This window comes from Bacillus sp. HU-1818 (genome assembly GCF_022695965.1).
In the GTDB taxonomy this organism is placed as follows: domain Bacteria; phylum Bacillota; class Bacilli; order Bacillales; family Bacillaceae; genus Bacillus; species Bacillus atrophaeus.
In genome coordinates, this window is sequence record NZ_JAAPBE010000001.1 from 199,623 (window position 1) to 213,915 (window position 14,293).

Annotated in this window: 12 protein-coding genes; 1 reads left to right on the forward strand and 11 read right to left on the reverse strand. The window is 41.1% G+C overall.

All coding sequences use genetic code 11. The features are described 5' to 3' along the window. Nucleotides 1-23: 23 nt before the first annotated feature. The 10 genes from GXP75_RS00785 to GXP75_RS00830 all read right to left on the reverse strand — a co-directional run bounded on the left by GXP75_RS00785 (nucleotide 24) and on the right by GXP75_RS00830 (nucleotide 11,163). Nucleotides 24-770 (reverse strand): polyketide synthase, encoded by a 747-nt coding sequence (locus GXP75_RS00785; RefSeq protein ID WP_242555957.1) that lies wholly within the window; start codon nucleotides 768-770, stop codon nucleotides 24-26. Nucleotides 771-817: 47 nt separating this feature from the next. After that, entirely contained in the window at nucleotides 818-1,594 is a 777-nt protein-coding gene (locus GXP75_RS00790; protein WP_214914481.1) for an enoyl-CoA hydratase/isomerase, read from the reverse strand. Next, on the reverse strand, nucleotides 1,582-2,844 hold the full coding sequence (locus GXP75_RS00795) for a hydroxymethylglutaryl-CoA synthase family protein (RefSeq protein WP_242555958.1): 1,263 nt from the start codon (nucleotides 2,842-2,844) through the stop codon (nucleotides 1,582-1,584). The genes GXP75_RS00790 and GXP75_RS00795 overlap by 13 nt, the downstream gene beginning before the upstream one ends. Beyond that, nucleotides 2,844-4,091: a beta-ketoacyl synthase N-terminal-like domain-containing protein gene (locus GXP75_RS00800; protein WP_242555959.1), complete on the reverse strand. Its 1,248-nt coding sequence runs from the start codon at nucleotides 4,089-4,091 to the stop codon at nucleotides 2,844-2,846. Before GXP75_RS00800 ends, GXP75_RS00795 begins: the two co-directional genes overlap by 1 nt. Beyond that, nucleotides 4,069-4,317: an acyl carrier protein gene (locus GXP75_RS00805; RefSeq protein ID WP_061571839.1), complete on the reverse strand. Its 249-nt coding sequence runs from the start codon at nucleotides 4,315-4,317 to the stop codon at nucleotides 4,069-4,071. The genes GXP75_RS00800 and GXP75_RS00805 overlap by 23 nt, the downstream gene beginning before the upstream one ends. A 138-nt stretch (nucleotides 4,318-4,455) precedes the next feature. Then, a complete protein-coding gene (gene fabD / locus GXP75_RS00810; protein ID WP_242555960.1) occupies nucleotides 4,456-6,819 on the reverse strand; it encodes an ACP S-malonyltransferase in 2,364 nt (787 codons plus the stop codon). Nucleotides 6,820-6,825: 6 nt separating this feature from the next. Continuing rightward, nucleotides 6,826-7,791 (reverse strand): acyltransferase domain-containing protein, encoded by a 966-nt coding sequence (locus GXP75_RS00815; RefSeq protein WP_242555961.1) that lies wholly within the window; start codon nucleotides 7,789-7,791, stop codon nucleotides 6,826-6,828. 535 nt (nucleotides 7,792-8,326) lie between these two features. Continuing rightward, nucleotides 8,327-9,193 (reverse strand): ACP S-malonyltransferase, encoded by an 867-nt coding sequence (gene fabD / locus GXP75_RS00820; protein WP_214914490.1) that lies wholly within the window; start codon nucleotides 9,191-9,193, stop codon nucleotides 8,327-8,329. Between the two features lie 393 nt (nucleotides 9,194-9,586). Then, nucleotides 9,587-10,264, reverse strand: coding sequence for an MBL fold metallo-hydrolase (locus GXP75_RS00825; protein ID WP_214914493.1), 678 nt, complete (start codon nucleotides 10,262-10,264; stop codon nucleotides 9,587-9,589). A 308-nt stretch (nucleotides 10,265-10,572) separates the two neighbouring features. After that, a complete protein-coding gene (locus GXP75_RS00830) occupies nucleotides 10,573-11,163 on the reverse strand; it encodes a TetR/AcrR family transcriptional regulator (RefSeq protein WP_214914496.1) in 591 nt (196 codons plus the stop codon). 121 nt (nucleotides 11,164-11,284) lie between these two features. Between GXP75_RS00830 and GXP75_RS00835 the strand changes: the two genes are divergently transcribed. Further along, nucleotides 11,285-11,824 carry a hypothetical protein gene (locus GXP75_RS00835; RefSeq protein WP_242555962.1) on the forward strand — a complete coding sequence of 180 codons (540 nt, stop codon included), beginning with the start codon at nucleotides 11,285-11,287 and terminating at the stop codon, nucleotides 11,822-11,824. A gap of 313 nt (nucleotides 11,825-12,137) precedes the next feature. Here the strand turns inward: GXP75_RS00835 and GXP75_RS00840 are convergent, their stop codons facing one another. Continuing rightward, entirely contained in the window at nucleotides 12,138-13,586 is a 1,449-nt protein-coding gene (locus GXP75_RS00840) for a hypothetical protein (RefSeq protein ID WP_242555963.1), read from the reverse strand. Nucleotides 13,587-14,293: the final 707 nt, after the last annotated feature.

Sequence of the window (14,293 nt, forward strand, 5' to 3'; positions counted from 1 at the left end):
ACGCATCCATCGTTTAATCTCAGTTAATATCCATACAACCCGGTGATTCTCGCTTTCACTTCTTCCTGATGGAATGTTTTCTCATGCATCACGAGCTCCTGTTCTATTACACGGGGAAGCTGTGCACGAAGCGGCGCAACCAAATGATCTTTTAATGTTATCAACGAGTTTCTCGGCTTTTCTGCCAGCTCACGCGCCAATTCCAATGCATAATGCAACACTTCTTGGCGAGGCAGAACTTTAAAGGGAACTCCTCTTTTTTCAAGGTCTGCGCCGCGGTAATTACCGGCGTTCATCAATAATTCCTGCGACAAACTGAACCCCAATTTTTGAGGAACGATGAAAGTCGCACCCATTCCCGGAGTAAAACCGTATTTCATAAAATTCGTTGTATAGACACTCTCCCTGCTTAGAACAATAAAGTCAGCAAACAGCCCCATGACAAAGCCGCCGCCAATACCATGGCCCTGCATCGCCGCGATGACAGGAACTTTACAATCAAGCGCGAGAGAATAAAGATTATCATCAGTAAACTTGGTGATTCCCTGTTGGATTCTCAACAGCCCTTCTTGCGTTCCGCCTGATGCAAAATAATTGTCATACCCGGTTAAAATGACTGCTTTGCAGGTCGATTGACCAATAATATCAAACGCCTTTATCAATCCGTCTGTCAGCTCTTGTGAAAACGCGTTTTTATGAACACGGTCCTGCATCTTCACCTGAATAATATTTGGCTCAATTTCAAGTAACTCTACTACAGAATGCAGCATTGTTTCCTCCTGACTGTTTCTGGTTTTCACATCGCGTATCAAGCAGACTATTGGCCCTCCCATGGAAATTGTCCCGTTTCTGCGTACCTTAAAATTCCCATTTGGTTTTGAGGATTTGAAAACATGTCTTGATTCTCCGCCAATGCCAGCGATTTTGAACGATAGACAAGGTCATTCAGTGAGTTCATAAAATGTTTATAACGGGTGATTCCCGCTTTATTCAACCGCCGCAGACGCAATAAATGCTTTCTCAGCAAAATTTCGCTTTGCGGCTCACAGGCATCTACCAATCCCCATTCACGGGCCTGGTGAACAAGAATCGGCTTTGTCATCAATGTCATATAATGTGCTTTTTGGCAGCCGACCCTGCGAATCAGAAACGGTAATACACAAGCGGGAAAGAGCCCAAATAACAGTTCTGACAAGCTGAATGTCGCTGTCTCATCCGCTATGACAATATCACTGGCAGCCACAAACCCAAGACCTCCGGCATTCACTTTTCCTCGAACATGAGAAACTGTGATAAAGGGACCCGTCTGCAGTTTCAGCCACAAATCGTAAAGAGGCTCTGGTGAATGTGCGTCTTTTCTGCCGCGTTTTATCTCTTGGTAAATCTCTTGAAAATCCGCCCCGAAACAGAATACCTCTGGAAGTCCTTCTAATACGACAACCGTAACCGTTGTTTCACATTGTTCAAGCACATGTAAACATTCTTCTATTAACCTGTCATTTATCGTATTATTTGCTTCCGGACGATGAAATGTTATGTAACAAATTGACTCATGAAACCGGACCTTTATCGTTTGATATGTCACGAAATCCACCTGTATTTGCGATGAAATTCAGAAATCTCCTCCAAATACAATCGCGGTGTCCCTTTATTAGAATCTAGCACTCCGGGAATCATTTCAAAATCCAGCTTTACATTACGCGTCCCGAATCGGACCAGTCCGCTTCCCTTAAATAACACCTCATATTCATCCATAGATAACTGATACCGACTGTTTAAATGCTTTTCGATTTCAAACAGCCGCTGGCGTTCTTGGCCTTGCGGCGTTATAATTCCGCTAAAAAATTCAGAACAGCAGCCGGATCCGTAGGAAAAACAGCCAATTCGTTTTGGCGAATCAAATTGCCCTTGATCAATGGTGCTCGCCAATGCCAGAAGCACGGCAGCCCCCATGATGTTCCCGACCCTTTGACAGTAGTCCAAGCCAGGCTTTACCCGTTGCAGAAAATCTGATTCAATCTCCGCGCTCTTCGCTTTTGCCATTTTACGCATCATGGTGCGATGCGCTCCTTTAACCATCCCGCCAAAAGGAGTGTGATAGACGAGATATTGGAAAGTGTTTTGATAATCGGCACCGGGCACACGGTTTTGATATTCTAAGAATGTTTGTTCACAGCAATCCAAATACGACATTAATGACAAATCGGCATCCCCCGCCTCACTGTCAGGAATGGGACGGCACGTATCCATTACTTCATAGCCATAATATCCGTTTGCCCCTGCATCTGCTTGAAATACGGCGGGGTTCTCACCCACTAAAACAGCCACCGCTCCCGCTCCTGCACTCGGCTCAGCGTACGACCAATCTTCACTTAACGCGTCTCCGCCTTCAGCGATTAAAAAACGGGAAATATCACTGGCAATGACCAGCGCTTTTGCTCCCGGGGAGGTCTGGGATAAAATAAAATTAACCGCCATCTGAAAACCGGCAGTCCCTGAATAACAGGCTTGTTTAATTTCAAACAAACGGCAATTTCGATTCAGCCCTAAATATTGATGCATATAGGTGCTTAACGATTTGCCAAAGTCGATGCCGGATTCTGAACAGGTGATCAGCAATTCAATCCGATCTTTCTCTGCTTCCGTCAATGAATCAATAATCGGTTTCGCCGCGTTCACCCCAAAAGTAACAGGGTCCTCATAAGGCAGCGCTACAGCTTTTTCCTTCATTAATAAGTTTTCAAATCTGGCAGTATCTAAATCTCGGTATTTGGCTAATTGCAACACATCTAAGTATGCCGTTCCGCCAAAGACATTCATTGCTTCTATTCCGGCTGAAACCATTATGATTCGCCTCCACATTTCTCATTGTTTTGGATACAAACAGCTGTGTTTATTCCCCCAAAGCCCATGCTTAAGCTCAAAGCATTTCTTATGTCATGTGAAATTGATTTATCTTTTACCCAATGTAAGGATTGGTCTATAGGATGATCTAAATTTCGGCTTGGGTGAAGACGGGATTCTTTCATTTGCAGCAAAACAGAAATGATTTCAACAATGCCTGCCGCACTGAGCCCATGCCCGATGATCGATTTGGTTGCATTTATGTAGGCATGAGTAAGATGACAATCATGGAGCGCCTTCAGTTCAATTTCATCTCCAATTAAAGACCCCGTGCCATGGGGATTAATATAATCAATTTCTTCCGGTGACAGCTTCGCCTGCTCCAATGCTTCCTGAATGACATGCACCTCTCCTTCTAATGAAGGATTCGGATTCCGGTTCCCGTCTATTTTGATGGACCAGCCTGACAATGCGGCATAGGGTTTTGCACCGCGGCGGGCAGCCGTATCCTTGCGTTCGATCACCAATGCGCCGCAGGATTCTCCATAAATAAATCCATCTCTGTTTTGGTCAAAAGGACGGCACGCCTTTTCCGGCTCATCAGCATAGCGGTCCGTTCCCATAGCGCCCAAAGCCCTGAATGCCTGACATTCCATATAAGAAATATCCATTAATGCCCCCAGCGCAATACAAACATCAACCTGACCAGACTGGACTTGTTGAATGGCTTGGATAACCGCCAACTGACCGCTCGCAGAAGCTCCCCCTGCCGTATATGCTAACCCTTCTATCCCGAACTGATCTGTACATAGTCCGCAGAGGTCACTATCCATGAAAGACAATCCATAGGTCGGCGGAATAAAACCGACACGGTCTTTATACTTCTCATAAACTTGCAAAGTCTCTCTCTGCTGAAAGTTTGATCCTCCTGCTATCAATCCGATACGAGTTGGATCGGCATCGTCCAATTTTGCCTCCTCCCAAGCTTCTGAGAGAGTAACCAAGGCCGCCTGGCTAGAAAAGGATGCTTTTCTGAGCAGTTTTTTCGAAAGGCGCTCCGGATAAGATAATGAAGGTATTTCAGCTCCTATAAATTGGCTGTCTTTTTGTCTGCCGGGGCGCTTCATAACACCAAAAGCATGCCTGGCGGACATTAACGAAGAGGAAAATGCCTCTTTTCCCTGGCCGATCGATGCGGTTATACCGACACCTGTCACAAACACCTCAGACGGATTGTACTTTTTCATAAAGCACCTCAGTTAATTCGCCGATGTTTTTCACACCCGACAGCTCTACACGAGGTATTTTTAATGATAGCTCTTCCAACACCATGGTTATGATTTCAGCCCGGTCAACTGAATCTGCTCCTAACTCAACTAAACGATCATCAGGCTCAAAACGATGCCCGTCTAATTCAGGAAGAACCTCGCAAATATTCGTTACCAGCACTTCAAAAATTCTCTGTTTATTCATCACGTATTTGTCCTTTCTCCTTGCATGTGATCCACATGCAAATTCTGCTATTTTGATGTCAGCACATACATAATCAGACAGTTTGTCAAGAGTATATTCATAAAATTCAAACTTTTATTTTTGGAAACATCAGACCATTTAAAGTGCCGATTGAAAAAGCGATTGAATTTTGGCATTAAGTAATCGTGCCGTCTCCGTCATCAACTTTTCACCAATTTCACCGACATGTCGGTTTCGCCAGTTTTCTAGTTCTGTTCCTTTTACCCATTGATTAAAGGCTCCTAATGCCGGGCCGCAGTGAATCTGATAATCGACCTTAGACTCTCCGCTTCCTCTGATAGCAAGGTCAGAGCTGTACCTAAAATACCATCTGAATACCAAAGCCATCTTATGTTTTGGGTTTCGTTCAGCCTTCTCAATCTCTTTAAACGGCTGGTATGATTTAATATCTTCATAGACTTGATCTATACTGCGTTTAAAATATTTTTCCTCAATTTGAGTTAAGGTCTTTTGGTCAATTTCGCTTAATGAGTCATATCGCTGATATAAGTCATGTAATTTGTTGGCTCGTGCCGGAAAAAACACACCTTTCTTCAACACTTGCACTTTGCTGCCCGATTCGAACATATCCCCTGCCGGTGCATATACTGTATCCTGCACATTGATTTGCTGCAATAAATCTTTCACCCTGTCACTTGTTGAAGCCTCGGCCGTACATTGATTAATCGAGCCGGTCAAAATAAAGTCAGCGCCCAGCATAAAAGCAGCCATCGCCGCTTCAGGCGTTCCGATCCCCCCTGCCGCACCAACTCGTATTTTCTTATGATAGTGGTACTTTTCCATCATTTCTTCCCTTAATAATGTCATCGCGGGCATTAAACTGTAAGCAACGCCGCCATCGGTATGGCCGCCTGAGTCTGCTTCCACACAAATGTCGTTTGCCGCAGGGATTTCTCTCAATAGGACAGCTTCCTCAGGCGTAATTTTGTTTTCTGCCAAAAGTTTTTGAAGAATACTCTCCGGTGCAGGACTTAGAAAGGATTCCGCAACCTCAGGCCTTGATAATTTTGCTATGATACGATTCACCGAGATCACTTTGCCGTTTGGACCGCGCCTCAGTCCTTTTGCACGAAACCTCACTAAAGCCGGAGTGACAATTAAAAATGCAGAAGCTTCCAAATTTCTGACGCCACGCTTTATTAACAGGTCAATTATTTTATCTTCTGTTTCAGGATGTTTCATATTGTGCACCACATTTATGCCGTAAGCTTGTTCTTGCGTTAATTCACTTTGAATAGACACAATGGCTTCCTCAATCTGACTCAGTTTCAAACCGCCTGTACCAAAGAAGCCCATCATTCCCGCTTTTGCCAAATTCACTACCATTTCTTTTGAAGCGATTCCGCGGTACATTCCGCCAGCCAGGTAAGCGTAAGTCAGGTTATAATCTTCTTTAAACTCTGCACTTCCGAGAGAAAATGCGGTAATCTTCTCTGTTAAGCTTGACGATTGTAAATCAGCCTCACTTTGATTGATCAATAACCCGCGCTGCCGGTCGGACGGCGAGCGGCCTGGCGCGTTCCCCTCCAATGTATCCGGATGACCTTTATGTTCTGCCGAGCGGACATCTTCGTTCCTATCTGTTATCGGTGCCTCTTCCTTTTGAATACGCTGAATTAATCCGGTTAATACCTTTCCGGGCCCGATCTCTTCGAATTCCGTTTCTCCCCGTCCCATTAAAAAACGAATACTTTCATTCCATTTAACCGTGCTGTTCATTTGTTGGGACAATGTCTCTTTTAGCTTTTCCTCTATATAGTGCTGTGCATAGACGTTGGAGATTACAGGGAAAGACAAAGGGGCGAAATGGAATGTATCAACAAATTGTTCAAATTCACGCTTGGCTTCATCCATATATCTTGAATGAAAAGCTCCGCTTACGTTTAAGGGGTGAAACAGCTTAACGTCTTTGATGGATTCAAAAACAGAACCCGCTTTTTCGATATCTTGTTTTTGACCTGAAATAACGATTTGATGAGAAGTATTTATGTTTGCCACATCAATCGTATGTAAATGGTGTTCACGCAAAACTTCTGCTACTTGTTCCTTATGCAGACCGATCACCGCTGCCATTCCGCCTCCGGTAATTCGGCCCATCAGATCTCCTCTTTTTTTAACCAGCTTTAATCCAGTGCCAAAATCAAATGCTCCCGCGGCGAATAACGCATTGTACTCCCCTAAGCTATGCCCGGCCGCAAAATCCGGTTTCTTGCCGGTTTCTTCGACTCTTTGAAGATAGCTGAACGCATTTACAACGTATAAAGCAGGTTGAGTAAATTGAGTCTGGTTTATATCTAAATAGCCTTTTTCAGTGCAAAGTTTTTTAATTGAATACCCCAATATGTGATCAGCTTGGTCCGTCAAATGCTGATAATGCTCAAAGAGCCCCTGACCCATGCCTTTTTGCTGGGAGCCCTGACCAGGAAAAACATATGTAGTCATCCAGTTTTACTTCCTTTCTAGTTTCAGTAAATTCTCAACCGTCTCCAGATTTTTCAGCTCCTGTTGAAATGGTGTGATGATAGAGCTGCAGCGGCTCCCTGAATCTTCAGAAATCAGCTGTTTTGCAAACGCCGCCAGCGTCCCGGAAGGTCCTAAATCTATGAACCGGCACGTATGCCGATTTTCCAAATAATGAATGGCTTGAGGAAATTGGATAGGTTTTCTTACCGTATCCCAGAAAAAATAGTGATCAATTTCAGTAACTCTGTCTCCTGATAAGCTAGATATGTAGGGTATTGAAGGGCTCTTAAAAGATTTCGATTTTAGAAATTCTTTATATGTTCTTTCTGCCGGATCTATAAGTGAAGAATGAAATCCATATGATACCGGCAGCAGCTGGTGGGTAATATGTTTCTCCTTTAGAAAATTGATGATCATCTTTATCTTTTCATTTTCTCCTGAAATGACAAAGTGTGAATGATAATTAACGGAAGTGAGTTCACTCTGATCAAAAATCTGCGGAAATTCATTATATAATTGCGGATGATCAAGTATAGCCAACATACTCCCTTCACGGCAATGTTCTTCCATTATTATCGCCTGTTCAAGTATGCATTCCATTACTTCTTCTGCATCTAAGACGCCGGAAACAGCAGCGGAAGTGAATTCTCCTAAGCTTGTCCCCAATACATAATCAGGCTGGATTCCTTTTTCGTATAAAACCTGATATAAGGCATACTCAACCATAAAGATAGCGGGATGTGTATAGAGGGTGCGATCAAAAGGATCTGACATACGTTTAGCCGGATTGTACATTTCACTCAAGACTGACTTGCCGATTCGCCGGGTAACGATTGCATCCATGTTAAGCAAGCAATTTCGAAATGCAGTGTTTTCACTGAACAATTTCTGCCCCATATGATAATACTGAGAACCTTGTCCAGAAAACATAAAAACAATTGGTTCACTCATTGGCCTAACCTTCTTTTTATGATGTACGCAGAAGTTCCTGCGTCATACTTGTTTATTTTATTGACCAAGCTGATTAAAAATTTGAATATAAAAGGAAAAAAGAACTTAAGAACCCCATAATTGTCTTCATCAGGATGTATCCTTATTATTCTTTGCAGAGCGTATTATGAAGTGATCATGAAGTGTAAAAATGAATGAAATCTCAAAATTGTTGTACATTGTCAATGGCATAAGCAAAGACATCGTTTCGATAGTGTAAGTAGGTCGGTCAAATGAATGGGAGTGTGTTTGGATGGTAACGATGGTTTGCTTTTGAGCAAATATAATAGCTTCATCGAATGTAGTGCAAATGTCCATTAAAGAACGGGCCGTTTTATCAGCCTCATTATGTGTAACATTATATAAGATTGTCCTTTTTTAATAGTGTCAATCGAACCATGAATTCATCATACTTTTGACTCCAAATATAAAGAAGGAACCTTTTTTTCCTGTTTACGAATAAAAAAATGACTATATCCCTCAGCTAAAATCCCTATTAACGTGACAAAGGTTCCCCGTCTTTCTTAATGCGGTGGATTAACCCGGTTAATACATGCCCCGGTCCTATTTCCTCAAACTCCATTTGGCCTTTTCCAATTAAATAATGTACACTTTCCGTCCATTTAACTGAATGGTCTATTTGGTCTGCCAATGTAAGTTTGATCTGTTCTTGTTTGTAAGGCCGGGCAAAAACATTTGAAATGACCGGAATGGACAATGGAGAAAAATGAAATGTATCAAGAAACTGTTCAAACTCTTGTTTTGCTTTACTCATGTACCTGGAATGAAACGCACCGCTGACGTTTAAAGGGAGAAACCTTGTCACATCTTTGGTTGCTTCAAAAACGGGTGCGGCTTTTTCTATATCTTCTTTTTTTCCTGAAATCACAATCTGATGAGGGGCGTTTACATTAGCAATGTCAATCGTATGTAAATGATTTTCTTTTAAAACTTGGGATACCTGTTCTTCATTCAGTCCCATAACAGCCGCCATGCCGCCGTTGCTCACCATGCTCATCAACTCGCCTCTTTTTCTGACAAGCTTTAATCCGGTCTCAAAATCAAACGCTTCCGCTGCAAACAGAGCATTGTATTCTCCTAAACTGTGGCCTGCAACAAAATCGGGTTTTTTATCTGAATGTTGAGTTTTTTTCAGGTAGCTTAATGCGTTCACAACATATAATGCAGGCTGTGTGAATTGGGTCTTGTTCAAGTTAGAATAAGGGTTTTCTACGCAAAGCCGTTTAATCGAATATCCTAACATCTCATCTGCCTGTGCCGTCAGTTCTTTAAATTCATCAAACAGCTCACTGCCCATTCCCTGCTGCTGTGAACCCTGTCCAGGAAAAACATATGTGATCATATTCTAAAGCCACCCTTTCCACTTACCGATGATTTAAATACTGGCTTACGATATTAAAATTTGTATATTACCCGAATAAAAAGAAGCATGTCCAAGTTGATGGTAACCCTGTAAATATTCTCAGTCAAGTTAATTTTTCCTACAGCTTACATAACTTAACCCCTACATTTTCCCAGGACGGTATAATGGCTCTTGAAACATAGTGAATGCAGGCGAAATGACCCATTTTGTTTTTATGGCAAAATATCATCACAAAGCGCTTTATCTTATCACGGTGAACGGACCCGCAAACCCTATACGGCTATGTAATCATTTTTTGAATCCAACTATCATTTGACCGAAAGAAGAAAAATAGGCTTTTTGATTCATTTATAATTAGTCATGAAGAGCCGCTTATTTGAAATCAAATATGCCTTTTTGATTTTTTCTGGTACGAAATTTCACAAAGTATTCTTTTTTGTCAATTTGAAAATAGATATTATGCTTAAAAAGTTCTTTTATGATGTGACCCGGTTCTTTACCAAATGAGTGACCCGGGTAAACGTGTACGTCAGGTAATACTTCAGATTTGATCCTTTGAATGCTTTCGAACATATCTGAGGCAGAACTGCCATGATCCTCACATATACCGCAGCCTTCTGTAAACACCGTATCCCCGGTAAATATACTTTCCGGAAACAGATAACACATCCCTCCCGCTGTATGGCCTGGTGTAAGCAAGCACCGCCCTTCTGTATTCCCTATGCTGATGGTTTGATTATCATTCAGCGCAATTAAATTTCTGCAATTGAATTGATAGAAGTCTATCTCTTTTTTTGACATATAAACATCGGGATTATACAGCTTTAATAACGGTTCCACCAAGTTTACGTGGTCATAATGGGAGTGAGTTAACAGGATGGCTGACAAATCAACTTCCAATTCATCCAATTTATTTGTTATTTTACTCAGTTCCCATGAAGGATCAACAATTATTGCAGATCCGCTGACATGATCTGCAATAATGTAGCAATAGTTGGTCCACATGTGATGAGATGTTTTGATTGGGTGTACTTCATAAGTAAGCTTCATTGTCATCATTCCTATCAATAGTTGTGTTTTATTTTCAACGTTTCGGGTGGCGATTCTCTCTTATGGACCAGATCAGATGTCGGTCTGGCGCTGGATGCTTTCCATTCCCACTTTACCAAATGAAATGTTGTTTTTCCATTTTTCAATCATTTATTCTCATATTGTATCAGAAGCATTCATAGACATAATTCCAATACAAAGATCAAAAACAAATAAAAAAAAGCTATCCTTTCAGCAGCATGTCCAGAAAGAATAGCTTATCTTTTCGCTTTTATCAACGGCGAACGGGATTTCAAAATCCGCCCGTTTCATTCATCAGCACAAATAGAATGCAGATGCTGAATTAATACGCGTTCGATTCGTTTTTTATTAACACGCTCAGGCTCAAGCATCGCATGTAATGCCAACCCATCAATTAAAGCGTACAGCTTTTCTGTTTCGATTTCTTTATCAAGATGGTTCTGCAGCAGATGAAACTGATCTAAATAGTCAATGAGCTTTCGCATGGCGATAAAAATTCCGTCATGCTGGGCGTCATACACCGTTTCCTTATGCCTGAAATAGACTGTAAAGGCAAACCAGACTTCCATTTCTGCCCTCGTTTCATCATCCGTCGGCACAATTTCAAGCAATATGTTTAATATTTTTTCTTTCGGAGGCAAGTCTTGCACAGCGATTTCATTTATTCTGGCTGCAGATTTTTCTTTAACGAGTTTCATCGCATAAACGAGCAGTTCATCTTGTGTTGAAAAATAATGGCGCAATGCACCTAATGAAAGTTCTGCCTCATCTGCAATGTTTCTTACTGTCGCTCCCTCCATTCCCCGTTCTAAAATGACTCGCCAAGCCGCCTCTGCAATTTGTTTTCTTCTTTTCTCGTGATCAATTCGTTTTGGCATGATTCCATTTTATCAAAAGAAAAATCACAACGCAATTTTATAATACAGTTGTATTATTTAAATGCGAATGCTAAAATATTTTTACATCATACAGAAGTATTGAAATGAGGGAGAAAACACGTTGAATATTGTAGTATGGATGATTATCGGCTGTGAAATTGCATTTTGGGTTGTCATTGCATTAGGGTTAGTGACACGATATGTGTTCAAGCGAAATAAGCTAGGGTTACTTCTTTTAGCTTTAACCCCGGTAATTGATCTCATTTTGTTAATAACGACAAGTGTCGATTTATATCGCGGGGCTGCAGCAACCCAAGCGCATGCCATAGCAGCGGTGTACATCGGCATATCGGTTGCGTTCGGAAAAAGTATGATCCAATGGGCTGATGATCGTTTTCAGTATTACGTGAACAAACAAGGCACAAAACCGGCTAAGCGGTTCGGAATGGATTTTGCAAAACATTATGCCAAAAGCCTCGTAAGACACGCACTCGCTTATCTGATTGGCGCCGGGCTGTTAGCAGGAATGATTTATTTTATAAATGACCCTTCTCGAACTGAAGCATTAAGCGGAATCTTGAAATTGTGGACAATTGTTTTAGGCATTGATGCCATTATTACAATCAGCTATTTTATTTGGCCGAAAAAAGCAAGAGCCTGAGACCTGTCGTCAGTCCGATTGTTTTTTTGACAAAAGCCTCGGCGATGTCTTTTATGTTTCTTAGTTCACAATCAAATAAGATATAAAACACACAAGTTATTTCTTATTTTTCTCAATAATTTTGTTTGAATGTAACAACTTTCTCCTTTCTGCCCTATCTTTATTATTTGAGCTAGGAATGACTTGCTACTAAGTTTTATTATATTGCCTTCAACAACGCATAAAAGATTTTACAAATGTTAATTTTGTATTGAAATATTTAAGTTAGTCTTGCACTTGTTCTGAATGTTTAGTGAATCCAGAATCAAAAAAATTAAAACCATGTAAAACGCACTTTCCCATTTGGAACTTCTTGCATATAAGCCGGCTCACCAAATAAAATACAGATGACTTTTTCCATCTTTTCAATATCATGATGCCCGTGTTTTGACATAGCAGGACCTGACCATGGGTGTTCTGAGTGCACCCACTTCCCCTTTTTAAACCAAGGCACTCCTTTCATACGTAATTGTTTGACTTCTCCAGGATGAGCCTTTTCGTGGGCTCGAAACCAATCTTCTATTCGATCATCAATCCAGCCATGTAATCTCCAAAATATCGGATTAACGTGCGAGGAATAAAAATCACCCAGAAAATCATAGTCAGGAGTATCCCATACCTTATCTATATCATTATCTTTACGCCCCTCAGGCAACGGTTCCCCTGTAGAAGGATCACGCGGAACTGATGCCCATCGCATATGCATATCATTATGAACAGACCATTCAATAAGGGCCCCTAGTTCACCGAGAGTAAGGGTACTTAGATATTGTGAATCTTTGAATTCTCTATCCCACCATCTCATGCGTGACCAATAGAATCCATCGGTCTTAATATATTTAATTCGCCTATTTGTTTCCTCATCTAAATTGTTTATCCATGCCTTTGGAACAGCAAATCCATCTGGGTTGCCAGAATGATGAAAAGTTGGATGAGATGAAGCAAACTCCTGCTCAATGATAAAAGAACCTGGGGCAGGAATAGCAGTCCATCCTTTAATGGGATGAGTCATCATCGAATGAACTTCTCTTATCATTTCACGATGCATAAATAGGAAATCCTCTCCCGAACTATTGTTTAATATAGGATCACCTTTTTTACTTAATGACGGCCGTTCAAATTCCATTCCTCCAGGCCGCCATTCAAGGGCGCGAATTTGTTGTCTTTGGCTTTCAGTTAGAGATAACCATCTGTTACGAACACTGTGCCAAACTGTGTGGTGGAGTCTATGATGGCGTGAAGCAAGCAGATCCCTAACGTTGTTCGGAAGCGGTATAACATTCCTGGGTTCAATAAAGTCTTTTTGAACTGCAATAAATGAACCTACAATACCATCCGGACAGCCATCTCGGGAAACTGAACGAATAACTGATCCAACTATAACTGACCTTTGTCTTTTCCCATCGGGCCATTTAGGTATAAAATAACCAACATACTGATAAATCCATCCTTCAGCTGATGTTTCCTTAACTCCAGTACCTTGAAACCTTAAACTATAAGGATTTCCATCATGTTTGGAACCTGACAAAACCAGTCGAGGATCATCTGCTTTAGGAGGAAAGGAACGAAAAACTAACTGTCCCCGTAATGTTCCAGGTTCACTGACATATTCGAAAATCAACTCCCCTTGTCCGAACTTAAGTTCATTAAAATCATCAACCTCTTGAGTAAGATTTAAAAAGCTTCGATAAATCCAAACACCAGCAGTCAAATCACTAGACAAATTTGTACCTCCTTTGTATCTATTTAAAAAGCATTATCATTCAATCTGAAAATTACCTATACTGATTTTTTACTGTCGGGAAAAACACAACTTCAATAATATTGATATGTCATAAAGCCTTTATAAATGCGTAAGGTACCGGGCAAATCTTTGGAGAGCATATAGTTCTGGGATTAGATTATGATCCTGAGAAGGCACGACATAAATGCTGATTTAAAATTTGGCAAATTATAGAAAATACAAGCAGGATAAAGCGAAGAAATATCATGCGATAGGTGGGATTGTTTATAAATGTGATCTTCAAAAGGGTTCTCATTCCAAACAGGCTTCAGCAAGAATTCACAGTAGTAAATAGTTAATATGCATATGCAAAAAACAGGAAATAACTTGCCTGAAATCACTGCAACTTTAAAAATTCAATATGAAAAAGGAATTAAAAACGGGCGACTAAATTCTCTTATCCACCGGACTTAACATGTAAAGAACCAAGAATGAATGCCTGCTTGATGCTAGGACAGATTTACCGAAAACCCGCCTTTAATACCAAACATACCAACTAAAGATCTGCTTGAATGAATAAAACTCCACAGAGAATGGTTGAAAGAGAATGAAGACACTCTTCAAAAATATGAATTTAAAAACAAAATGCCCACCGCAAATCTGGTGGGCATTTTTGAAAATTTAATGGCCAAATGGGCTTTCCGCTC

Bases quoted from the DNA above. Each gene is read 5' to 3' on its own strand.
- GXP75_RS00785 (WP_242555957.1), bottom strand. From the start codon at position 770: ATGCTGCATTCTGTAGTAGAGTTACTTGAAATTGAGCCAAATATTATT.
- GXP75_RS00795 (WP_242555958.1), bottom strand. From the start codon at position 2,844: ATGGTTTCAGCCGGAATAGAAGCAATGAATGTCTTTGGCGGAACGGCA.
- GXP75_RS00800 (WP_242555959.1), bottom strand. From the start codon at position 4,091: ATGAAAAAGTACAATCCGTCTGAGGTGTTTGTGACAGGTGTCGGTATA.
- GXP75_RS00805 (WP_061571839.1), bottom strand. From the start codon at position 4,317: ATGAATAAACAGAGAATTTTTGAAGTGCTGGTAACGAATATTTGCGAG.
- fabD (WP_242555960.1), bottom strand. From the start codon at position 6,819: ATGACTACATATGTTTTTCCTGGTCAGGGCTCCCAGCAAAAAGGCATG.
- GXP75_RS00815 (WP_242555961.1), bottom strand. From the start codon at position 7,791: ATGAGTGAACCAATTGTTTTTATGTTTTCTGGACAAGGTTCTCAGTAT.
- fabD (WP_214914490.1), bottom strand. From the start codon at position 9,193: ATGATCACATATGTTTTTCCTGGACAGGGTTCACAGCAGCAGGGAATG.
- GXP75_RS00825 (WP_214914493.1), bottom strand. From the start codon at position 10,264: ATGAAGCTTACTTATGAAGTACACCCAATCAAAACATCTCATCACATG.
- GXP75_RS00830 (WP_214914496.1), bottom strand. From the start codon at position 11,163: ATGCCAAAACGAATTGATCACGAGAAAAGAAGAAAACAAATTGCAGAG.